Here is a 22,897-nt window from a genome sequence, read left to right on the forward strand (position 1 = left end):
AAAGGGGAGATCCTATGATCAAATCGCTCAACAAATCCATGCGCATTCTGAGCACCAGCGCCGCTTTGTCGCTGATGATGCTGGCGGCGCCCCATGCGTTTGCCGCAACGCCGGCCGATACGCTGGTCGAAGGTTTCGCCATCGACGACATCATCACGCTCGATCCGGGCGAGGCATTCGAGCTGTCCGCAGCTGAAGTTACCGGCAACACCTACAGCAAGCTGGTTTCCATCGATCTCAACGACACGTCCAAGGTGATCGGCGATCTGGCCGAAAGCTGGACGACCTCCGAGGACGGTCTCACCTATACGTTCAAGCTGAAATCCGGCCTGAAATTCGCCTCCGGCAATCCGGTCACGGCCGATGATGTGGCTTTCTCCTTCGAACGCGCCGTGAAGCTCGACAAGTCGCCGGCATTCCTGCTGACGCAGTTCGGCCTCAGCGGTAACAACGTCACCGAAAAGGCGAAGGCTGCGGATGCGAACACCTTCGTTCTGACGGTCGACAAGCCCTATGCGCCGAGCTTCGTGCTGAACGTGCTGACCGCAACCGTCGCTTCGGTGGTCGACAAGAAATTCGTGACGGAAAAGGCCAAGTCGGTCACGCCGAGCGCCGATTACAAATACGATACCGATTTCGGCAACGAGTTCCTGAAGACCGGTTATGCCGGTTCCGGCCCTTACAAGATCCTCGGCTGGAAGGCCAACGAAGCCGTCATCCTCGAGGCCAACCCGAATTATTACGGCGAGAAGCCGAAGCTGAAGCGTGTGGTCTATCGCCACATGAAGGAAAGCTCCGGCCAGCGCCTGGCGCTTGAGAACGGCGACATCGACGTTGCCCGCAACCTCGAACCGGGCGACATGGAAGCCGTTTCCAAGAAGGAAGGCCTTGCCGTTACCTCCGCGCCGAAGGGCACCGTCTATTATTTCAGCCTCAACCAGAAGAACGAGAACCTGAAGAAGCCCGAGGTCATCGAAGCCTTCAAATATCTCGTCGATTACGACGCCATCGGCGCGACGATCATCAAGGGTATCGGCGAAGTTCACCAGACCTTCCTGCCGAAGGGCCAGCTCGGCGCGCTTGACGAGAACCCCTACAAGCTCGACGTCGCCAAGGCGAAGGAGCTTCTCGCCAAGGCCGGCCTGAAGGACGGCTTCACCGTGTCCATGGATGTGCGCAACACCCAGCCGGTAACCGGCATTGCCGAAAGCGTGCAGCAGACGCTGGCGCAGGCCGGCATCAAGCTGGAAATCATCCCAGGCGACGGCAAGCAGACGCTGACCAAATATCGCGCCCGCACGCATGATATCTATATCGGTCAGTGGGGTTCGGACTATTTCGACCCGAACTCGAATGCGGAAACCTTCACCATCAACTACGACAATTCCGACGAGGGCAAGAACAAGACGCTCGCCTGGCGCAATGCCTGGGACGTTCCTGATCTGACCAAGGAAACCCAGTCGGCGCTTCTGGAGAAGGACAGCGCCAAGCGCGCCGCCATCTATGAAAACCTGCAGAAGGAAGTTCTGGCGAAGGGTCCCTTCGTCATCATCTTCCAGCAGACGGAAGTGGCGGGATATTCCGCCAAGCTTAAGGGCCTGAAGCTCGGACCGAGCTTCGACACCAACTTCGTCTACACCATTTCCAAGGAATGATCCGGAAGGATCGGTCTCTTGAGCATGGTTGAAACCAACAGCAGGGCGAGGCACGGCAAACGCCGTGCCAATGCCCGCGTGAAAGCCGTTCTCGGCTTCGCCGTCACCGTCATCACCACCTTTCTGGGGCTGATGGCGGTCACATTCTTCATTGGCCGCGTCGTGCCGATCGATCCCGCACTGGCGATCGTCGGCGACCGTGCGCCTGCGCATGTGGTCGAGCGGGTGCGCGAGCAGCTCGGCCTCAACCTGCCGCTCTGGCAGCAGTTCTTCCTTTATCTGAAACAGGCGCTATCGGGCGATTTCGGCACCTCCGTCCTCACCACCAATCCGGTAATGGAGGATATCAAGCGGGTGTTCCCGGCCACCATCGAGCTTGCCACGCTCGGCACCATCATTGGCGCCGTCTTCGGCATTCCGCTCGGCGTTCTTGCCGCCGTCAAGCGCGGCAGCTTTGCCGACCAGGTGGTGCGCGTCATCGGCCTCATCGGTTATTCCGTGCCGATCTTCTGGCTCGGCCTCCTGGCGCTGCTGGTGTTTTACGCCCGGCTGCAATGGGTGGCTTATCCCGGCCGCATGGATATCGTTTATGAATTCACCTTCACGCCGGTCACGGGCTTCTTCCTGCTCGACGCGATCTGGCAGCGGCAATGGGACGTGTTGTGGGATCTCTTCCGCCACATCATCCTGCCAGCCTCTCTGCTCGGCTATTTTTCGCTGGCCTATATCAGCCGCATGACGCGCTCCTTCATGCTGAACGAGCTTAGCCAGGAATATATCGTCGCGGCCCGCGCCAAGGGGCTTTCGGAAACACGCATCATCTGGTTCCACGCGCTGCGCAACGCCGCCGTGCCGCTGGTGACCGTGATTGCACTCTCCTATGCCGGTCTGCTCGAAGGTTCGGTGCTCACCGAAACCATCTTCGCCTGGCCGGGGCTCGGCCTCTACATCACCAATTCCCTGCAGAATGCGGATATGAATGCCGTTCTCGGCGGCACGATCGTGATTGGCGCCATCTTCGTCGGCATCAATCTCTTCTCCGATCTGCTTTACCGGACGCTCGATCCAAGGACGCGCAGCCGATGACCCTTTCGACCGATACGATCAAACCCTATAGCCGCGAATGGCTGCTCTCCGACCGGCCGGCCTCGCGCAAGCAGGCGCGGCTTGGCCGTGCCTATGTCATCTGGCGGCGCTTTTCGGAAAACCGGCTGGCGCTGCTTGGGCTGGCCATCATCATCGCGCTGCTGTTCGTGGCGCTGTTTGCCGATGTTCTGGCGCCGCATAACCCGGTGCAGGGCGATTTGCGCAATGCCCGGCTGTTGCCGCCCGGCACGGAAGGTTATCTGCTCGGCACCGACGATCAGGGCCGCGATATTCTCTCGCGCCTCATTCACGGGTCGCGGCTGACGCTTTTCGTCGTGCTTCTGGTCGCCATCATCGCAGCCCCCGTCGGCCTCATCGTCGGCACGGTTTCCGGTTATGCCGGCGGCTGGGTGGATGCGGTGCTGATGCGCATCACCGATATCTTTCTTGCCTTTCCCAAGCTCGTTCTGGCGCTGGCGCTGGTCGCGGCCCTCGGGCCGGGCATCGAAAACGCGGTGCTCGCCATCGCGCTCACCTCATGGCCGCCCTATGCGCGCATCGCGCGCGCCGAAACCATGACCTTCCGCAATTCCGATTTCATCGCGGCGGTCAAACTCATGGGCGCGTCGCCCTTCCGCATCGTTCTGAAACACGTCATGCCGCTCTGCCTGTCGTCGCTCATCGTGCGTGTGACGCTGGATATGGCAGGTATCATCCTCACTGCCGCAGGCCTCGGCTTTCTCGGTCTCGGCGCACAGCCGCCGCTGCCGGAATGGGGCGCGATGATCGCTTCCGGCCGCCGCTTCATCCTCGACCAATGGTGGGTCGCGGCCATGCCCGGCGTGGCGATCCTCATCGTCAGCCTCGGTTTCAACCTGCTGGGCGACGGTCTGCGCGATGCGCTGGACCCCAAGGAGGCGGGCCAATGAGTGCGCCGCTTCTGACCGTTCAGAACCTGCGCGTGTCCTTTCCCACCCGCACCGGGCTGGTGGAGGCGGTGCGCGGCGTGTCCTTCACGCTCGGTCGCGAGCGTCTCGGCATCGTCGGCGAATCCGGCTCGGGCAAATCGCAGACCGGCCGTGCCATCATGGGGCTGACCCCGAAAAACGCGCGCATCGAGGCCGATGCGCTGCGCTTCGGCGATATCGATCTGCTCAAGGCGTCTGCAAAAGAGCGGCGGATCATGCGCGGCAAGCGCATGGCCATGATCCTGCAGGACCCGAAATATTCGCTGAACCCGGTCATGACCATCGGCCGCCAGATCATGGAAACCCTGCGCACCCATGAAAAGATCGGCGGCGGCGAGGCGCGCCAGCGCACGCTCGCCATGCTCGAAGCCGTGCAGATTCGCGATCCCGAGCGCGTTTTCGATCTTTACCCGCACGAGGTTTCGGGCGGCATGGGCCAGCGTGTCATGATCGCCATGATGCTGGTCTGCGGCCCGGAGCTTCTGATCGCCGATGAGCCGACTTCGGCGCTCGATGTGACGGTGCAACTGGAAGTGCTCGACATCCTCGACAAGCTGGTGCGCGACCGTGGCATGGGGCTGATCTTCGTCAGCCACGATCTGCGGCTCGTATCGTCTTTCTGCGACCGTGTTCTCGTCATGTATGCGGGCAAGGTGGTGGAAGAGCTGTCTTCCGCCAATCTGAAGGAAGCGAAACATCCCTATACGCAGGGCCTGCTGAACTGCCTGCCGGAAATCGGCGGCCACCGGCATCCGCTGCCGGTTCTGGAACGCAAGCCGGAGTGGCGCGCATGAGTTCAGTTCTTTCCGTCCGCGACATGGTGGTCGATTTCGACGGTTATATCGCGCTCGACCGCGTCAGCATCGATGTGGCCGAGGGTGAATCCTTCGGCATCGTCGGCGAGTCCGGTTCCGGCAAATCGACGCTGCTGCGCGCCATCGCCGGCCTCAACCATTTCGATGAAGGCTCCCTGACGGTGGCCGGGCGCTCCTATGCCGGCAAACGCCGCGACAAGAGCTTCTATAGCGACGTGCAGATGGTGTTTCAGGACCCCTATGGCTCGCTGCACCCGCGCCAGACGGTGGATGCGCTGCTGCTCGAACCGCTGGTCATCCACGGTCTGGATAATCGCGAGCAGCGCATTGCCCGCGCGCTGGACGAGGTGGGGCTCGGCTCCGGCTTCCGCTTCCGGTATTCGCACCAGCTTTCCGGCGGCCAGCGCCAGCGCATCGCCATTGCGCGTGCGCTGATCGTCGAGCCGAAAATCCTGCTGCTGGATGAGCCGACTTCGGCGCTCGACGCCTCCATTCAGGCGGAAATCCTCAACCTGCTGGAACAGGCCCGCAAGGACCGTAACCTCACCTTCGTTATGGTCAGCCACGATCTCGGCGTCATCAGCCACATGTGCGATCGTCTGGCGGTGATGAAAAGCGGCAAGGTGGTGGAAATGCTGGAAGCCGAGGCCCTGGAAAGCCGGGAATTCAGCGCGGATTATACAAGGCAGCTGCTGGTAGCGAGCGAGGGCTTCAAGCGCGCTTGAGGTGCCGCTATAATCGGGTCAAATGTCATCTTCCGTCATTCCGGCCTTGAGCCGGAATCCAGCGACCGCGCGTCTGCGTGGTCAGAGACTCTATTGCGATCAAGGACTTGATCGCGCTGGATGCCGGGTCAAGCCCGGCATGACGGACGGTTTCGGCCAAAACAAGGTATCCAGACCATGCAACTGCGCGCATTGATGTATTTCGACGAACTGGTCCGCACCAATTCCATGCGCGCCGCGGCGGAAAACCTGAATGTCGCGCCGACAGCGGTGAGCCGGCAGATCGAGAACCTCGAATATTATTTCGGCTCGCCACTGGTGGAGCGTTCCAGCCGCGGCGTGAAGCTGACGGCGGCAGGCGAGCTGCTCGCCGCCCGCGCCGGCAAGACGCTGCGGGAACTCGACCATGTGCACCAGCTCATTGACGACCTAAAGGGCCTGCAGCGCGGCCGCGTCACGGTCTATGCCAATGGCGCGACGGTGGCGAACCTTCTGGCGCCGGTGCTGGCGAAGTTCAGCCTGAAATACCCAAAACTGCGCTTCGAGGTGCATATCACCAGCGCCCGGCAGGCAATGGAGGCACTGGGTGCGGCGGAAGCCGATCTGGTCGTCAGCCTGTTCGCGCCGAAGGTTTCCGGTGTGAAAGTGCGCTCTCGCACCCGCATCAGCTACGACGCCATCTTTCCGGCCGGTCATGCGCTCGCCGCCCAGCCGGAAGTCTCGCTCAAAGAGCTGGCCAGCCTGCCGCTCGCCTTGCCGGACAAGAGTTTCGCTGCGCGTCAGGCCTTCGATACGCTGTTTGCCGATGCGGGCATCGAGCTTGATCCCGTCTTCATTACCAGCTCTTTGGAAATGCTGAAGGAACTGGTGCTGGGCCATGCTGCCGCCACGCTTTTGCCGGCGCTCTCGGTGGCGCGGGAAATCCGCAGCGGGCAGATGGTCGCCGTTCCGCTCTCCGGCAAGAGGGGTATCCATACCCAGATCGATCTCTGCGTTGCGCCCGACCGGCAATTGTCCTTCGCCGCCTCCAAGCTCGCCGATTTCATCGAGCGCTTCATGCGCGAGGCGACGGCGGGATAAGCGGGACGGTTTGGTCTTTCCGCCCGGAAGGTTGATTTCCATCCGCATTTCCGTGTAGCCATTTCAGCTACACGGAGCACACAAAAATCGAGATTGTGTGTGCGCCTGCAACATGACACTCTTTTTGCAACGGGCGGTCTTCCGAGGGCAAAAATGCCCCGGCCGCCAGACAGGGGACAATGATGCCACGCACTTATCTTTCGCAGGCGGCAACGCTTTCGCGCCGTACCGCGCTGACCCTTGCATTGGGCACGGCGCTCTGGCTGCCGCTTTCGGCAACGGTTGCCGAAGCCGCGCCGAAAACAGCGCTGACGCTTGGCATGGCGGTGGAGCCGGCCGGTCTCGATCCGACCATCGCCGCCCCCGTCGCCATCGGCCAGGTCACCTGGCAGAATGTCTTCGAAGGTCTGGTGAAGATCGACCGCGAAGGCAAGGTAAAGCCGCAGCTTGCCGAAAGCTGGGAAATTTCCCCTGATGGCAAAACCTATACGTTCAAGTTGCGCAAGGGCGTGACCTTCCATGATGGCGAGGCTTTCGATTCCTCTGTCGCGAAATTTGCGCTGGATCGGGCGCGTGGCGAAAGCTCGGTCAATCCGCAGAAACGCTTCTTCGCCGCCATCGACAGTATCGAGACGCCGGATGCCGCAACGCTGGTGCTGAAGCTGAAGCAGCCGGCCGGCAGCCTTCTCTACTGGCTGGGCTGGCCGGCCTCCGTGATGGTGGCGCCGAAAAATGCGGAGAATAACCGCACCACTCCTGTCGGCACAGGCCCGTTCAAATTCGTTAACTGGGCCAAGGGCGACAAGGTCGAGTTGCAGAAGAACGACGCCTATTGGGACAAGGCCGTTTCGGTAAAGCTCGACAAGGCGACCTTCCGTTTCGTCTCCGATCCGCAGGCGCAGGCCGCTGCACTGAAATCCGGCGATATCGATGCCTTCCCGGAATTCGGCGCACCGGAACTGATGACCTCCTTCGATGGCGACGCGCGCCTCGGCACTTTTGTCGGCAATACCGAGTTGAAGGTCGTGGCCGGCATGAACAATGCCCGCAAGCCCTTCGATGACAAGCGCGTGCGTCAGGCGCTGATGATGGCGGTGGATCGCGGCACTGTCATTGAAGGCGCCTGGTCCGGCTTTGGCACGGCCATCGGCAGCCATTACACCCCGAATGACCGCGGCTATATCGATACAACGGGCGTTCACCCCTTTGATATCGACAAGGCCAAGGCGCTGCTTGCGGAAGCCGGTTATCCGGATGGCTTCAACTTCACCATCAAGGCACCGCAGATGGCCTATGCCCAGCGCACCTCGCAAATCCTGCAGGCGATGTTTGCCGAACTCGGCGTGACCATGACCATCGAGACCACCGAGTTTCCGGCGAAATGGGTGGCGGATGTTCTCAAAGGCGCGGATTACGACATGACCATTGTTGCCCATGCGGAGCCGATGGATATCGATATCTATGCGCGCGATCCCTATTATTTCAATTACAAGAACCCGACCTTCAACGAGATTGTGGCGAATGTCGAAAAGACGGCGGATGCCGGCGAGCAGGAAAAGCTCTATGGCGAAGCCCAGAAAATCCTCGCCGAGGACGTGCCAGCTCTCTTCCTTTTCGTCATGCCGAAACTTGGCGTCTGGGACAAGAAGGTGAAGGGGCTGTGGGAAAACGAGCCCATTCCCTCGAATGTGCTGACGGATGTGCATTGGGAAGAATAGGGTTTGTTGTGAGGGGTAGGGCGCAGTTTCCCCATCCACCTCATTCCTGTGCTTGTCACAGGAATCCAGCCAGTCCAAGTCCTTGGGCTGAAAGGAGTCTCTCCGCCGCGCGGACGCGCGGCGGCTGGATCCCTGTGACATCCTCGGGCTTGTTCCGGGGAACAGGGATGAGGGAAGAGTGTGCGGGGATGACAACAAATCTCTCCACGATATCCGGCTACAAAACAAAGCAAGGAGAAGATGCCAGATGTTAGCCGTCCTCATCCGGCGTCTTTTAAGCCTCGTCATTACCCTGTTTGCCGTTTCCCTCATCATCTATGTCGTCATGGGCCTGCTGCCGGGCGATCCTGCCGCCATCATGCTCGGAACCTCGGCGAGCCCCGATACGCTCGCGGCGCTGCAGAAGCAGATGGGCCTCGATCAGCCGCTGCCGCTGCGTTATCTCCACTGGCTGGCCGGTGTGTTTCGGGGCGATCTCGGGCAATCCTATACCTATGGCGTGCCGGTGGCGGGGCTGATCGTGGAGCGGCTGGCCGTTACCCTGCCGCTTGCGCTGCTGGCCGTCTGCCTGTCTGTCACCATTGCCATTCCGCTCGGCGTTGCGGCGGCGCGGAGTCGCAATGGGGCGCTGGATTTTGCAGCCGGGCTGTTTTCGCATGTGGGCATTGCCGTGCCCGGTTTCTGGGTCGGGCTGCTGCTCATCATCGTCTTTTCCACCACGCTCGGCTGGATGCCATCAGGCGGTTTTCCCGGCTGGACGCCGAGCTTTTCAGCGGGCCTCACAGCATTGGTGCTTCCGGCAGTCGCCCTTGCACTGTCGCAGGCCGGGGTACTCACCCGTGTCTGCCGCTCCGCCGTGCTTGAAGTGATGAATGAGGATTTTGTGCGCACTGCCCGCGCCAAGGGCCTGAGCGAACGGGTGGCGCTGTGGCGGCATGCGGTGCCGAATGCGATGATCCCTGTCGTCACCATGATCGGCCTGCAATTCACCTTTCTCATCGCCGGCGCGGTGCTGGTGGAAAATGTCTTCAACCTGCCGGGGCTCGGGCGGCTTGCCTATCAGGCGCTGACCCAGCGCGATATCGTCGTCATGCAATCCGTCGTGCTGTTTTTCTCGGCGCTGGTGATCGTCATGAATTTTGTGGTCGATATCGCCTATCTTTTCATCGATCCGAGACTGCGGGCAGGTGCGCGATGATGCGATTGATCCGCCGCCGCCCCGCCTTTGCCGTCGGTATTGCCGTCACGGTCTTTCTGGTCGCAGTCGCCCTGCTGTCGCTGGTCTGGACGCCGGTGTCCCCCACAAAGATGCAGATCGTCCAGAAGCTGAAATCGCCCTTGGTTTATGGCGGCCTCGGCACGGATCATTTCGGCCGCGACGTGCTGTCCATGCTGATGGCCGGTGCGTGGAACTCGCTGTCCACCTCCATCGCCGCCGTCGCCATCGGCGCATTTATCGGCACGACCATCGGCGTTGCGGTTGCGGCCCTGCGCGGTTTCACCGAAACCGTGGTCATGCGCATCTGCGACATCATCTTCGCCGTGCCGCCCATCCTGTCGGCCATGATGCTCGGCGCTTTCATCGGCACGGGCCGTTTTACCGCCATCATCGCCATCGCCACATTCATGGTGCCGGTCTTTGCCCGGCTGACGCTGGGAGCGGCGCTGCAGATATGGTCGCGGGAATATGTCACCGCCGCCACCAGCATCGGCCAGAACCGCGCCAAGATCACGCTTTTCCATATCGTGCCGAATATTTCCAACCAGATCATCGTGCAGGTGACGATCCAGCTCGGCCTTGCGATATTGACGGAAGCAGGCCTCTCCTTCCTCGGTCTCGGCATGCCGCCGCCCGCCGCCACCTGGGGGCGGATGCTGGCCGATGCGCAGACCTATCTTGGCACAGCGCCCTGGCTCGCCATCATGCCCGGCCTTGCGATCGCGCTCGCCGTCTTCGGTCTCAATCTTCTCGGCGACGGCCTGCGCGACCTGCTGGACCCGCGCGATACCAGCTGACCGTTTCAAGCCGATATCGCCCCAATTTCCTGTTTTTCTGACGAGACGATGCCATGACCGATCTCATAGACCTCAACACGCTCGAAATCCTGGCGCTTTACCGGGACAGGAAGCTTTCGCCATCGGAATATTGGCAGGCGGTTGAGGCGCGCATCGATGCTTTCGAGCCGGTGGTGAACGCGCTTTACGCCTATGATCCGGAAGATGCACGCAGGCAGGCGCTGGCCTCGACGCAACGTTGGCAAAAAGGCGAAACGCTCGGGGCTCTCGATGGCATTCCGGTCTCGCTGAAGGAATTGATCGCCACGAAAGGCCATCCCGTGCCGCTCGGCACCAAAGCGGTGGAACTGGTGCCTGCGGTTGAGGACGCGCCGGTGGCTGCCCGCTGCCGTGAGGATGGCGCGATTATTTACGCCAAGACGACCTGCCCGGATTACGGCATGCTGTCCTCCGGCCTTTCCAGTTTCCACAAGCTCAGCCGCAACCCGTGGGACCCCACCCAGAACCCCGGCGGCTCCAGCGCCGGTGCGGCCTCGGCCGGGGCTGCGGGTTATGGCACGCTGCATATCGGCACGGATATTGGCGGCTCGGTGCGGCTGCCGGCGGGCTGGACCGGCCTGTTCGGTTTCAAGCCGAGCCAGGGCCGCATTCCGGTCGATCCCTATTATACCGGCCGCTGCGCCGGGCCGATGACCCGCACCGTTGCCGACGCCGCCTATGCCATGGCGACGCTTTCGCGGCCCGACTGGCGCGACGGCACCTCTCTGCCGCCCAACGATATCAACTGGATGAACCTCGATATTAATGTAAAGGGCCTGAAAATCGGCCTGATGCTGGATGCCGGCTGCGGCCTGCCGCTGGACGAAGAGGTGCGCGACGCCGTGCTTTCCGTCGCGAAACTGTTCGAGGCGGCTGGCGCCATCGTCATCCCGGTCGAGCCGGTGCTGACGCGGGAAATGCTCGATGGGCTGGACGATTTCTGGCGGGCGAAGTTCTGGGGCGACATGGTGGCGTTGAGCGCGGACCGTCGCGCCGCGATCCTTCCCTATATTCATGAATGGGCGCAGAAGGGGGCGGATATTTCCGGTTCGCGCGCCGTTTTCGGTTTCAACCAGACCATGGAAATGCGTAAGGCTTGCGGGCGGTTGATGCAGTCCGTTGATGCGGTGATTTCACCCGTCAATCCCATCGTGTCCTATCCGGCCGACTGGGCCTCGCCCACCAATGATCCCGAACTTCCTTTCGAACATATAGCCTTCACGGTGCCGTGGAACATGTCGGAACAGCCGGCCTCCTCGATCAATTGCGGCTTCTCCAGATCGGGAATGCCCATCGGCTTGCAGATCGTCGGGCCGCGTTACGAGGATTTGTTCGTGCTGAAGCTTTCAAAAGCCTTCGAGAATTGGGGCGGCGGTGTGAGACGCTGGCCGCAGCCGCCGCAGGCCCGCTGATCCACCTTTATCGGCCTGTAGTATTGCCATAATACCCGCATCTCGATCCCGCCTGTTAGGGTGCCCAAGGCATTCGAAAACGGGAGGAGCAGACATGCCGAAGAAGATTTTGATGATCGCCGGCGATTTCGCCGAGGATTATGAGACCATGGTGCCGTTCCAGACCTTGGCTGCGGTCGGCCACACGGTGCACGCCGTCTGCCCCGGCAAGAAGGCGGGCCAGACCATTGCCACGGCCATCCATGATTTCGAGGGCGACCAGACTTATTCGGAAAAACGCGGCCATAATTTCGCGCTCAACGCCACCTTCGCCGATATCAAGGTTGCGGATTACGATGCGCTGGTCATTCCCGGCGGCCGTGCGCCGGAATATCTGCGGCTCAACGCGGATGTGCTTTCGGCGGTGAAACATTTCTTCGAGGCCGACAAGCCGGTGGCTGCCGTCTGCCATGGTGCGCAATTGCTCGCGGCTGCGGGTGTCCTGAAGGGCCGCACCTGCTCGGCCTATCCCGCCTGCCGCCCGGAGGTGGAACTGGCGGGCGGCACCTATGCCGATATCGCCATCGATGCGGCGGTTACCGACGGCAAGCTGGTGACGGCGCCCGCATGGCCGGCGCATCCGGCATGGCTTTCGCAATTCATGGCCGTGCTCGGCAAATAAGACTAGCGAAACGGGGCTTTTTCCGGCCCCGTTTTCCGCCTATCTTTCAGGCGTGGTGAGGGAGGAAACCATGTGCAAGCTTTTCATCAAGGCAGACCCTGCGCTTTGGGAGAGCCATACGCGGTCGCTCAGGATCGATGGCATGGTCACCAGCGTGCGGCTTGAAAACTTCTTCTGGTCGACGCTGGACGAGATCGCGCGCCGCGATGGCATGAACAGTGTGCAACTGATCGCCAAGCTCTATAATGAATCGATCGACGCCGGGCACGACCTCGGCAATTTCACCTCGTTCCTGCGGGTTTGCTGCGGGCGTTATCTGGCGCTTCAGCTTTCCGGCGATATTCCGGCGCGCAGCGATATTCCGATTGCGGCGCTGGATGCGGACAGCATCCTTGAGGCGGAGCAGGTGAATTATCACTAGGGCACGTTCGTTTTTTATGTGCCGGGGCATCCCCTCAACCTCATTCCTGTGCTTGTCACAGGAATCCAGCCGACGCGCGTCCGCGCGGCGGGAAGAGTCCTTTCAGCCCAAGGACTTGGGCTGGCTGGATCCCTGTGACGAGCACAGGGATGAGGGAGAGAGCGTTTAGCTCTTCAGCGCCCTTGGATCAAGCGCATCGCGCACAGCATCGCCGATGTAATTCACACTCAGAACCGTCAGCGAAATCGCCAGCCCCGGCCACAGCACGCGCGAGGGCGTCAGTTGCAGGAAGTTCGCGCCATCGAACAGCAGCCGTCCCCAGGTCGGGAAATCGGAGGGGAAGCCGAGGCCGAGGAAGGACAGCGCGGATTCCGTGATGATGGCGGCGGCGATGCCGAGCGTGGCCGAGACCATGATCGAGCTCAGCACATTCGGCAATATATGCCTCAGAATGATGCGATATTCGCGCATGCCGCTCGATTTCGCCGCCATGATGAATTCCTGGCTTTTGATCGTCAGCACATCGCCGCGCACGATACGGGCCGTATGCATCCAGCTGGTTATCCCGATCACGAAGACGATCAGGATGAAGATGCCGGTTTCCGGCCCGAAGGCCGCGCGCAGCGTATCGCGAAACAGCATCAGGATGACGAGCAGCAGCGGCAAAAGCGGCAGCGCCAGGAACAGGTCGGTCAGTCGCATCAGCGGGCCGTCCAGCCTGCGAAAATAGCCAGACAGCACGCCCACCAGCGTTCCGAGAAACAGCGCCAGCAGCATGGCGGTGATGCCGACGGCAAGCGAGATGCGCCCGCCGGCCAGAACCTGCGCCAGCATGTCCTTGCCGAGATTATCGGTGCCGAAAGGATGCGCGAGCGACGGCCACTGGTTGCGCGCCTTCACATTGATGGCGTTGGGCGCAACGGTGTGGATATAGGGGCCGACATAGACCGCCAGCAGGATGAAGACGAAGACGAAGAGGCCCGCCACGCCGCCCTTGTGAACGCGGAACTGTTTCCAGATATCGGCAAGGGCGGATTGCGTGGGGGTGGCCGCAACCGTCGGCGCTGCGATGGTGGCGTCAGTCATAGCGGATCCTCGGGTCGAGAATGCCGTACAGCACGTCGGCAATCAGGTTGAAGAGCACGATAAGCACCGCGAAAATGAAGGTGAGCGTCTGCACCAGCGGAATATCCGCACCCTGAACGGCGGTGATCAGCAATTGGCCAAGCCCGTTCACGCGGAAGATTTGCTCGGTGATGATGGCGCCGGAAAAGATGGTCGGCACGCCGAGCGCAATCACCGTCACCACCGGGATCAGGCTATTGCGCAGCACATGGATGAGCAGAACGGATTTTTCCTTCACGCCCTTGGCGCGTGCGGTGCGCACGTAATCCTGATGCAGATTGTCCAGCATCGAGGCGCGCACGAAGCGGCTGATCTGTGAGACATTGTAGAGCGTCAGCACCAGAACCGGCAGGAACATCTGCTTCACCTGCGCCACGAAACTTCCCCAGTCGGTCACCTGAAGGTTGGTGTCGTAAACGGAAGGGAACCATTGCAGGTAAGAGCTGAAGATGACCACCAGCAGCACGCCGGTAAAGAAGGTCGGCACCGAATAACCGACCATCGAAACGAAGGTGCCGATCTGGTCGAAGATCGAATATTGCTTATAGGCGGAAATGACGCCGATCGGGATCGCCAGCAGCGCACCGAAGAGATAGGCGAGGCCCACCACCCACAGCGTCTGCGGCATGCGCTGAATGACGAGATCGACTACTGGGCTGCGTGTCGCCCAGGAGAGCACCCGCATGCGGCTGCCATCGCCGATCTGCCAGCCGGTCAGCCTTTCAATGAGGTTCAGCGGTTCGTTGATGAAGAATTGCTGCAGCCACATCAGGTAACGGATGAAGAAGGGCTGGTCGAGGCCGAGCGAGGCGCGGATTTGCTCACGCACTTCAGGCGGGATGGTGAGCGGCAGGTCGCCGGTCGGGTCGTTCGGCGCAAGATCGAGCAGCGCGAAGATGACGAAGCTGATGACAAGCAGCGTCGGTACGGCAAAGGCTAGCCGCCGGAGCGTAAAGGTAAACATCTGAAACTCTCCAGACCCAGAGCGCGACAGGACGAAAATTGGGAGCGTTTTCGCCTTAACGCGGCAAATGTGTCTTCAGATCATGGTCCAGGGGCATGCAGAAGGCCGGCCTCTCCGGGGGGAGAAGCCGGCGCATCTGCGTGTTACTTCTTGCGGGACCAGTCCGCGACGTTCCAGAGTTCCGAATCCCAGGCATTCATGCGAACGCCTTCCAGCGTCAGCGAATGCGAGGAAACGCTGCCGCGGTGGATGAGCGGAATATGCGCGCCTTCCTCCGTCAGCATGTCGTTGAGCTGCTTGGAAATCTCCGCGCGCTTGGCAAGCTCGGCGGTCTTGGAGAGTTCACCCACCAGCTTGTCGAATTCCGGGTTGCAATAACGCGGAATATTCTGGCCCTGCCAGCCGTTTTCCGGGGCCGGGATCTTGTCGCACAGCCATTCCGCCAGATATTTTTCCGGGTCCGTGCCGTCGAAATTGTTGGTGTACATTTCGACGTCGGCATAAAATTTCTGGAAAGTATCCGGGCTTGCCGGGTCGCCGCCGAAGAAGACCGAGGCGCTGACATTGCGCAGTTCGGAGGCAACGCCGATCTGCGACCACATGTCCTTCACCAGTTCCTGCGTGGCCTGGCGAACCGAGTTGGTGGAGGTCTGGTAGAGGAAGGAGAGCTTCACGCCATTCTTGGCGCGGATGCCGTCTGCACCCTTCACCCAGCCGGCATCGTCCAGCAGCTTGTTTGCGCCTTCCACATCCTGCTTCAGGCACCAGCTGTCATTCTTGGTGGAAGCGACGGCTTCCGGAGCCGGCACGATGTTGCAGGTCGGCTTGCCCGCTTCGCCATAACCCGCTTCGTCGATGACATCGCGGTCGATGGCGAGCGACAATGCACGGCGCACGGCGGGGTCGGAAAGGGCCGGGTGCGGGCCGGCCTGCTTGGTGGAGCGCTTGTCGCCCAGCGAAGGATCGGCATTGTACCAGTTGAGATTGATACGCTCGACCTGGGTGCCGAAGGCTGTCTCAAGCTTGCCTTTACCGGCGGCCACCATGGTGGCGAGGATTTCCGGCTCCACCTGCATGTTCCAGGCATAGTCGAATTCGCCGGTTTCAAGAACGGCGCGTGCGGCGGAAGCGGCATCGCCGCCGCCCTTCAGGGTCGCCGTGGCGAAGGCGGGCTTGGCGGGGTCGCGGTAATTGGTGTTGGCGACGAAGCTGATCACGTCATTCGGCTTGAAATCCTTGACCACGAAGGGGCCGGTGCCGATGGGACCGAAATTGGCGGATGTGCAGCCGGGTGCGGCAGCGCCGACGCATTTTTCAAACTGCTTCTTCTGGATGACCGGCGACTGTGCGCCGACGAATGCGGAATAGGGGTAAGGTTTCGGTTCGGTGAAGCTGACCTTGACGGTGTGGGCGTCGACGGCATCGACATTCTTCACGCCCTCATATTGCGCCGCCTGCGCGCAGCCGCCATCCGGTGCGGTGCAATATTTCCAGGTGAAAATGACGTCCTCGGCGGTGAGCGGCGTGCCATCCGACCACTTCACGTCGCTTTTCAGCTTCCAGGTCATGCTGAGCAGATCCTTCGCGACGCCGCCATTGTCGATCGTCGGAATTTCGGTGACCAGCATCGGCACCAGCTCGCCCTTTTCGTCGTAGCGCGCCAGCGGCTCAATCACCATGGACGAGCTGTAGACTTCCTTCGTGCCACCGGAAAGGTAAGGGTTAAGTGTCGATACGGCCTGCCAGAACAGGATTTTCAGTTCGCCGTCACTGCCACGCTCGGCATGGGCGGCAGAGCCTGCCAGGGCCATGGCCGCCACCGTGCTGGCAAAGAGAACGCTGCGCTTCTTCATTGTCGTTTTCCCCTTTTTGGATTTTATCTATTTGAATGTTTGACGCTTTTCCCGTCGTCATGTGCAAGGTCTGTTATTCTAAGTATTTGACTTTGCTAAGGAATATTCCTCCATTCCCGATGATGCTATTGTCAGTTTTTTTGAAAAGCAAGTCCCAATGTTTCTTTGGTGAACAAAATTTGAGCCATTCAGTTTTGGGCCTATTTTTCGCTCATGCAGCAAATTTCATGCTTGCAAAACGAGAAATTCCAAACGCAATATGGCGTCCGACAACCCGGCGGGGAACAAAAAAAGGGAAAAAGAGAATGCCGATATTGAACCGTGTGGCTGAAATGCAGGAAGAAGTTGCCGGCTGGAGGCGCCATCTGCATGAACACCCGGAACTGCTCTACGATGTCTTCGAAACATCGAAATTCGTGGCCGAAAAACTGAAATCCTTCGGCTGCGACGTGGTTGAGACCGGCATCGGCAAAACCGGCGTGGTCGGCATCATCAAGGGCCGGCACGGGGATGGCCCAACCATCGGTTTCCGTTCCGACATGGACGCGCTGCCGATCCTTGAGACGAGCGGCAAGCCCTGGGCTTCGAAGACACCGGGCAAGGCCCATTCCTGCGGTCATGACGGGCACACCGCCATGCTTCTGGGTGCGGCGCAATATCTGGCCGAGACCCGCAATTTCAAGGGCTCCGTGGCGGTGATCTTCCAGCCGGCGGAAGAGGGCGGCGCGGGCGCGCTCGCCATGCTGAACGACGGCATGATGGAGAAATTCGGCATTTCGCAGGTCTATGGCATGCATAACGAGCCGGGCATTCCGGTCGGCAATTTCGCCATCCGCAAGGGATCGACCATGGCGGCGGCGGATAGTTTCGAAATCGTCATCACCGGCAAGGGCAGCCATGCGGCCGCCCCGCATCTTTCCATCGATCCGGTGCTGACCTCGGCGCATGTCATCATCGCCCTGCAATCCATCGTCTCGCGGGAGACGGACCCGCTGAAATCGCTGGTCGTCACCGTCGCCACCACCCATGGCGGCACGGCCGTCAATGTCATTCCCGGTGCGGTGACGCTGACGGGAACGGTGCGCACGCTCTTGCCGGAAACCCGCGATTTCGCCGAAAAGCGCCTGAAGGAAGTGGCGACCGCCACCGCCATGGCGCATGGCGCCACCGTGGAGGTGAAATATCATCGCGGTTATCCCGTCACCTTCAACCACAGTGACGAAACCGAATTCGCCACCGGCGTGGCCATGGGCGTGGCCGGTGCGAACGCCGTCAACACCAATCCGAACCCGCATATGGGGGCGGAGGATTTCTCCTACATGCTGGAAGCGCGCCCCGGCGCCTTCATCTTCATCGGCAATGGCGATACCGCCGGGCTGCACAATGCGGCCTATGATTTCAACGACGATGCGCTGCCTTACGGCATCAGCTACTGGGTTTCGATGGCCGAAACCGCACTTGCTGCGTAAGACATCCGGCGGCCTTCGTGGCCGCCTTTTGCTTTTCAGGAGATCGGCATGCTTTTGGCGGCGACGTCCATGGAACAGACCGGCGGTTCGGTAAGCCCGGTTTTATCGGTTCAAAATCTCACCACATCCTTCCGCGTCGATGGCGGCTGGAAATCCGTGGTCCGTAATATGAGTTTCGAGATCGCACCGCGCGAAACGGTGGCGATCGTCGGCGAAAGCGGCTCGGGCAAAAGCGTCACCTCGCTCTCCATCATGCGGCTCCTCGATAAAAAGACGAGCCGCATCGAAGGCAAGGTCATGCTCGGCGGGCGCGACCTGCTGGCGCTGCCGGAAGAGGAGATGCGCAAGGTTCGCGGCAAGGATATCTCAATGATCTTCCAGGAGCCGATGACCAGCCTCAACCCGATCTTCCCGATCGGCAAGCAGATCGCCGAGGCGCTGACCGTGCATCAGGATATTTCCTCATCCGCTGCGAAGGCAGAGGTCATCCGCCTGCTTGAGAAGGTCCGTATTCCCAATGCGAAGAACCGTTTCGACGATTATCCGCACCAGTTTTCCGGCGGCATGCGCCAGCGCGTGATGATCGCCATGGCGCTCGCCTCCAAACCGAAATTGCTGATCGCCGACGAGCCGACAACGGCGCTCGATGTGACGATCCAGGGCCAGATTCTCGACCTCATCAAGACGCTGCAGGAAGAGGAGGGCATGTCGGTCCTGTTCATCACCCATGATATGGGTGTGGTGGCGGAAGTCTCAGACCGCACCATCGTCATGTTCCGCGGCGATGTGGTGGAAACCGGAACCACCGACGATATTTTCCATCGCGGCCGCCATCCCTATACGCGGGCGCTGCTTTCGGCGGTGCCGAAGCTCGGCTCGATGAAGGAGAGGGTGCTGCCGGCCCGTTTCCCGATCATCGATATCAAGACCGGCGAAAGCCAGCCCGTCGCGGAGGTGAAGGACACGGTCTCCGGCGGCCGAACGCCCATTCTTTCGGTCAAGGACCTCACCACCCGTTTCGATATCCGCACCGGCCTTTTCGGCCGCAAATCCGGCGCCGTGCATGCGGTGGAAAAGGTCTCCTTCGATCTCGCCGAGGGCGAAACCCTGTCTCTCGTCGGCGAATCGGGCTGCGGCAAGTCCACCACGGGCCGCTCCATCACCCGGCTGATCGAGCCGACATCCGGCAATGTCATGCTCGATGGCTACGAGGTGCTGAAGCTCGACAAGACGACGCTGCGCACCATGCGCCGCAGCGTGCAGATGATCTTCCAGGACCCTTTCGCCTCGCTCGATCCGCGCATGAGCATCGGCACGGCGATCATGGAGCCCTTTATCGAGCATCGCCTCGGAACCAAGCAGCAGGCCCGCGAAAAGGCGGCCGATCTTCTGGAAAAGGTGGGCTTGAGCCCGGATATGATGCGGCGCTTCCCGCATGAATTTTCCGGCGGCCAGCGCCAGCGCATCGCCATTGCCCGCTCGCTGATGCTCGACCCCAAGGTCATCGTCGCCGACGAGGCGGTCTCGGCGCTCGATGTGTCCATCAAGGCGCAGGTCTGCAACCTGCTGCTCGACCTGCAACAGAGCCTCAACCTCGCTTTCCTGTTCATCAGCCATGACATGGCGGTGGTAGAGCGCGTCAGCCATCGTGTGGCGGTGATGTATCTCGGCGAGATCGTGGAAATCGGCCCGCGTGCGGCGGTTTTCGACAATCCGCAGCATCCCTATACGAAAAAGCTGATGTCCGCCGTTCCGGTGCCGGACCCGGCGCGGCGGCAGATTCGGCGCAACATGGCGACCGACGAGATCAAAAGCCCGATCCGGCCGGTGGACTACGTGCCGCCGCAGCGCCATTACCGCGAGGTTTCCGCAGGGCATCTGGTGCAGGAAGCGGCGTGATCGAACAGTGTCGGCTTCGGGCTGAGGGCTGATACGGGAGCGAGTGGTCGCCCCTTGTTTCTTCTCCCCGCCGGGGAGAAGGTCGCGGCAGCGGGATGAGGGGGCGAGGGTAGAGATATACGGAGAGGGTGCCCCCTCATCCGACCCTTCGGGCCACCTTCTCCCCGGCGGGGAGAAGAAACGCGCCGCACCGCCACGCCAGATGATTTTAGGCCCGCCGCACGCTCTCTTCCGCATCCGCCGTTTGACAGCCGACGCAAAAAAATGCCAGCAAATGCGCAAGCATAATTCTTAAAGGGCGGCGGCATGGCCAGACGAAACGACGCACATGGACGGCTGGATGATGCGGCCCGTGCCGGCTGGCTTTATTATGTCGCCGGCCGCACGCAGGATGAGATCGCCGCCGCCATGGGCATTTCCCGGCAATCGGCGCAGCGGCTTGTGTCGCTTGCCGTCGCCGAGCGGTTGATCAAGGTGCGGCTCGATCATCCCATCGCCGCCTGTCTCGAAAAAGCCGAACGGCTGAAAGAGAAATTCGACCTGAAATATATCGAGGTGGTGCCGAGCGATCCGGCCGGCGTCTCCTCCACGGTCGGCATTGCCGAGGCCGGGGCGGCGGAAATCGAGCGCTGGCTGAAGAATGCCGATCCCATCGTGCTCGCCATCGGCACCGGCCGTACCTTGAAGGCCGCTGTTGATCAACTGCCGCCGATGGAGTGCCCGCAGCACCGCATCGTGTCGCTGACGGGCAATATCGGGCCGGATGGCTCGGCCGCTTATTATAACGTCATCTTCAGCATGGCCGATGCCATCAAGGCGCGGCATTTTCCGATGCCGCTGCCGGTTCTGTGCTCCTCTGCGGAGGAGCGGGAACTGCTGCACGACCAGTCCATGGTGCGCTCCACGCTGGCGCTGGGTTCTGCGGCCAATGTCACCTTCGTCGGTGTCGGCGAACTCGGCGAAAACGCACCGCTCTGCGTCGATGGTTTCCTCGGCGTGGATGAGATGAAGGCGCTGATGGCAAGCGGTGCCGTCGGCGAGATTTGCGGCTGGATGTATGATGCCAATGGCCGCATTCTCGAACATTCCGTCAACGAGCGCGTCGCCTCCGTTCCCATCCCTTCAAGAGACACCTGCACCGTCATCGGCATGGCGCAGGGCGCACGCAAAAACGCCTCGATTCTGGCGGCGCTGAGGGGCGGTCTGCTGAACGGCCTCATCACCGACGAAGTCACAAGCGAATATTTGCTCACGCACTGAGCAAAAATTAAACACATAAAATCAATAGCTTGGTTTTTCCATGTGCGTCGCAGCACAGGATGTCGCTTGACTTTTTTGCTGATGAGGTGAGTAAATGCCCTAGAGCAAAGCGAATGCTCATCATTTTTCTTCTGGGAGGAAGATATGACATTGAAGACCATTTTGCTGGGCGCATGCTCGGCACTCGCCTTTTCGACCCTTGCTTCCGCCGAGACGCTGACCATCGCGACCGTGAACAACGGCGACATGATCCGCATGCAGGGTCTGACCTCGGACTTCACCACCAAGAACCCCGACATCCAGGTCGAGTGGGTGACGCTTGAAGAAAACGTCCTCCGTGAGCGCGTGACGACCGATATCGCCACCAATGGCGGCCAATACGACATCATGACCATCGGCAATTACGAAGTGCCGATCTGGGCCAAGCAGGGCTGGCTGCTGCCGCTCGAAAAGCTCGGCGACAAATATGACGTCGACGATCTGCTGCCGGCGATCCGCGGCGGCCTCTCCAGCGAAGGCAAGCTTTACGCCGCGCCCTTCTATGGCGAATCCGCCATGATCATGTATCGCAAGGACCTGTTCGAAAAAGCCGGCCTGAAGATGCCCGATAGCCCGACCTGGGAATTCATCGGCGACGCCGCCCGCAAGATTACCGACCGCAAGGCCGATATCAACGGCATCTGCCTGCGCGGCAAGGCCGGCTGGGGCGAAAACATGGCCTTCATCAGCGCGCTGACCAACTCCTTCGGCGGCCGTTGGTTCGATGAAAACTGGAAGCCGCAGTTCGATCAGCCGGAATGGAAGAGCTCGCTGCAGTTTTATGTGGATCTGATGAAGGATGCCGGTCCGTCGGGCGCATCCTCCAACGGCTTCAACGAAAACCTGACGCTGTTCCAGCAGGGCAAATGCGGCATGTGGATCGACGCTACGGTCGCTGCTTCCTTCGTCTCCAACCCGAAGGATTCCACCGTTGCCGACAAGGTCGGTTACGCCATCTTCCCGACCCATGGCGAGCTGAAGAACCACGGTAACTGGCTGTGGTCGTGGAACCTCGCGATCCCGAAGAGCTCGCAGAAGGCGGAAGCGGCCGAGAAATTCATCTCCTGGGCAACCAGCAAGGAATATACCGAGCTCGTCGCTTCCAAGGAAGGCTGGGCAAACGTGCCTCCGGGCACCCGCACCTCGCTTTACAAGAATGCCGAGTATGAAAAGGCCGCCGCCTTCGCCAAGCCGACGCTTGCCGCGATGGATGCCGCTGACATCACCAAGCCGACCGTAAAGCCCGTGCCTTACACCGGCGGTCAGTTCGTGGCGATCCCTGAATTCCAGGCGCTCGGCACCACGGTCGGTCAGCTTTTCTCGGCAGTCGTTGCCGGCCAGTCCAGCGTTGACGATGCGCTTGCGGGCGCCCAGTCGACCGCGACGCGTGAAATGACCCGCGCCGGCTACATCAAGTAATCCTCCCGAAGATCGCTGTCCGGCGCCAATGCCGGGCAGCGAACCTTGGGGACGGCAAGCCGCCGGTCTGTACGGCGGCGTTTAAGCCTTTCAAATCAAAACAAGAATGAGCCGGTTCTTCCGGATATGCCGGGCGCATGTCGTGACGCCCAGGCCCAAGGAGAGGTGAGTGCAATGGCAACCCGAAACACAAGCGGATTAGCGCGGGTAATGCTTGCGCCATCGGTGCTGTTGTTGCTGGTGTGGATGATCGTGCCTCTGGCGATGACCCTG

At 60.9% G+C, this 22,897-nt stretch carries 19 protein-coding genes and 1 pseudogene; 17 read left to right on the plus strand and 3 right to left on the minus strand.

Annotation, left to right across the window (positions count from 1 at the left end):
- The first annotated feature begins 14 nt into the window (after positions 1-14).
- The 12 genes from ACQZ5N_RS15105 to ACQZ5N_RS15160 all read left to right on the plus strand — a co-directional run bounded on the left by ACQZ5N_RS15105 (position 15) and on the right by ACQZ5N_RS15160 (position 12,596).
- A complete protein-coding gene (locus ACQZ5N_RS15105) occupies positions 15-1,655 on the plus strand; it encodes an ABC transporter substrate-binding protein (RefSeq protein WP_448733347.1) in 1,641 nt (546 codons plus the stop codon).
- Positions 1,656-1,673: 18 nt separating this feature from the next.
- Positions 1,674-2,741 (plus strand): ABC transporter permease, encoded by a 1,068-nt coding sequence (locus ACQZ5N_RS15110; protein WP_425644941.1) that lies wholly within the window; start codon positions 1,674-1,676, stop codon positions 2,739-2,741.
- A complete protein-coding gene (locus ACQZ5N_RS15115; RefSeq protein ID WP_003523147.1) occupies positions 2,738-3,670 on the plus strand; it encodes an ABC transporter permease in 933 nt (310 codons plus the stop codon). The genes ACQZ5N_RS15110 and ACQZ5N_RS15115 overlap by 4 nt, the downstream gene beginning before the upstream one ends.
- Positions 3,667-4,503, plus strand: coding sequence for an ABC transporter ATP-binding protein (locus tag ACQZ5N_RS15120; protein ID WP_080857873.1), 837 nt, complete (start codon positions 3,667-3,669; stop codon positions 4,501-4,503). Before ACQZ5N_RS15115 ends, ACQZ5N_RS15120 begins: the two co-directional genes overlap by 4 nt.
- The gene (locus ACQZ5N_RS15125; protein ID WP_174058712.1) at positions 4,500-5,249 is read left to right on the plus strand and encodes an ABC transporter ATP-binding protein; all 750 of its coding nucleotides are present in this window, start codon (positions 4,500-4,502) and stop codon (positions 5,247-5,249) included. The genes ACQZ5N_RS15120 and ACQZ5N_RS15125 overlap by 4 nt, the downstream gene beginning before the upstream one ends.
- A gap of 177 nt (positions 5,250-5,426) precedes the next feature.
- Positions 5,427-6,329: a LysR family transcriptional regulator gene (locus tag ACQZ5N_RS15130; protein WP_425644939.1), complete on the plus strand. Its 903-nt coding sequence runs from the start codon at positions 5,427-5,429 to the stop codon at positions 6,327-6,329.
- Positions 6,330-6,511: 182 nt separating this feature from the next.
- Positions 6,512-8,047 (plus strand): ABC transporter substrate-binding protein, encoded by a 1,536-nt coding sequence (locus ACQZ5N_RS15135; RefSeq protein ID WP_425644938.1) that lies wholly within the window; start codon positions 6,512-6,514, stop codon positions 8,045-8,047.
- 247 nt (positions 8,048-8,294) lie between these two features.
- A complete protein-coding gene (locus ACQZ5N_RS15140; RefSeq protein WP_448733348.1) occupies positions 8,295-9,245 on the plus strand; it encodes an ABC transporter permease in 951 nt (316 codons plus the stop codon).
- A complete protein-coding gene (locus ACQZ5N_RS15145) occupies positions 9,242-10,063 on the plus strand; it encodes an ABC transporter permease (protein WP_162934226.1) in 822 nt (273 codons plus the stop codon). The genes ACQZ5N_RS15140 and ACQZ5N_RS15145 overlap by 4 nt, the downstream gene beginning before the upstream one ends.
- A gap of 53 nt (positions 10,064-10,116) precedes the next feature.
- On the plus strand, positions 10,117-11,514 hold the full coding sequence (locus ACQZ5N_RS15150; protein ID WP_448733349.1) for an amidase: 1,398 nt from the start codon (positions 10,117-10,119) through the stop codon (positions 11,512-11,514).
- A 94-nt stretch (positions 11,515-11,608) separates the two neighbouring features.
- Complete coding sequence (locus ACQZ5N_RS15155; RefSeq protein WP_020813219.1) at positions 11,609-12,175, plus strand: DJ-1/PfpI family protein; 567 nt, start codon at positions 11,609-11,611, stop codon at positions 12,173-12,175.
- A gap of 70 nt (positions 12,176-12,245) precedes the next feature.
- Entirely contained in the window at positions 12,246-12,596 is a 351-nt protein-coding gene (locus ACQZ5N_RS15160) for a ribbon-helix-helix domain-containing protein (RefSeq protein ID WP_448733350.1), read from the plus strand.
- Positions 12,597-12,761: 165 nt separating this feature from the next.
- Here the strand turns inward: ACQZ5N_RS15160 and ACQZ5N_RS15165 are convergent, their stop codons facing one another.
- The 3 genes from ACQZ5N_RS15165 to ACQZ5N_RS15175 all read right to left on the minus strand — a co-directional run bounded on the left by ACQZ5N_RS15165 (position 12,762) and on the right by ACQZ5N_RS15175 (position 16,538).
- On the minus strand, positions 12,762-13,682 hold the full coding sequence (locus ACQZ5N_RS15165; RefSeq protein ID WP_003523158.1) for an ABC transporter permease: 921 nt from the start codon (positions 13,680-13,682) through the stop codon (positions 12,762-12,764).
- Positions 13,675-14,685, minus strand: coding sequence for an ABC transporter permease (locus ACQZ5N_RS15170; RefSeq protein WP_020813216.1), 1,011 nt, complete (start codon positions 14,683-14,685; stop codon positions 13,675-13,677). The genes ACQZ5N_RS15165 and ACQZ5N_RS15170 overlap by 8 nt, the downstream gene beginning before the upstream one ends.
- 143 nt (positions 14,686-14,828) lie before the next feature.
- On the minus strand, positions 14,829-16,538 hold the full coding sequence (locus tag ACQZ5N_RS15175; protein WP_425644931.1) for a peptide ABC transporter substrate-binding protein: 1,710 nt from the start codon (positions 16,536-16,538) through the stop codon (positions 14,829-14,831).
- A gap of 305 nt (positions 16,539-16,843) precedes the next feature.
- Here ACQZ5N_RS15175 and ACQZ5N_RS15180 point away from each other — a divergent pair, with 305 nt between their 5' ends.
- The 5 genes and pseudogenes from ACQZ5N_RS15180 to ACQZ5N_RS15200 form a co-directional block, all read left to right on the plus strand.
- Complete coding sequence (locus ACQZ5N_RS15180; RefSeq protein ID WP_020813214.1) at positions 16,844-18,007, plus strand: M20 aminoacylase family protein; 1,164 nt, start codon at positions 16,844-16,846, stop codon at positions 18,005-18,007.
- A gap of 48 nt (positions 18,008-18,055) precedes the next feature.
- Positions 18,056-19,906, plus strand: a complete 1,851-nt coding sequence (locus tag ACQZ5N_RS15185; protein WP_448733351.1) for an ABC transporter ATP-binding protein — start codon at positions 18,056-18,058, stop codon at positions 19,904-19,906.
- Between the two features lie 306 nt (positions 19,907-20,212).
- Positions 20,213-21,166, plus strand: coding sequence for a sugar-binding transcriptional regulator (locus tag ACQZ5N_RS15190; protein ID WP_020813212.1), 954 nt, complete (start codon positions 20,213-20,215; stop codon positions 21,164-21,166).
- A gap of 144 nt (positions 21,167-21,310) precedes the next feature.
- On the plus strand, positions 21,311-22,624 hold the full coding sequence (locus ACQZ5N_RS15195; RefSeq protein ID WP_304983174.1) for an ABC transporter substrate-binding protein: 1,314 nt from the start codon (positions 21,311-21,313) through the stop codon (positions 22,622-22,624).
- Between the two features lie 174 nt (positions 22,625-22,798).
- Positions 22,799-22,897 (plus strand): annotated as a pseudogene (locus ACQZ5N_RS15200) (sugar ABC transporter permease); the annotation flags it as partial.

Source organism: Agrobacterium sp. 22-221-1, assembly GCF_053522445.1.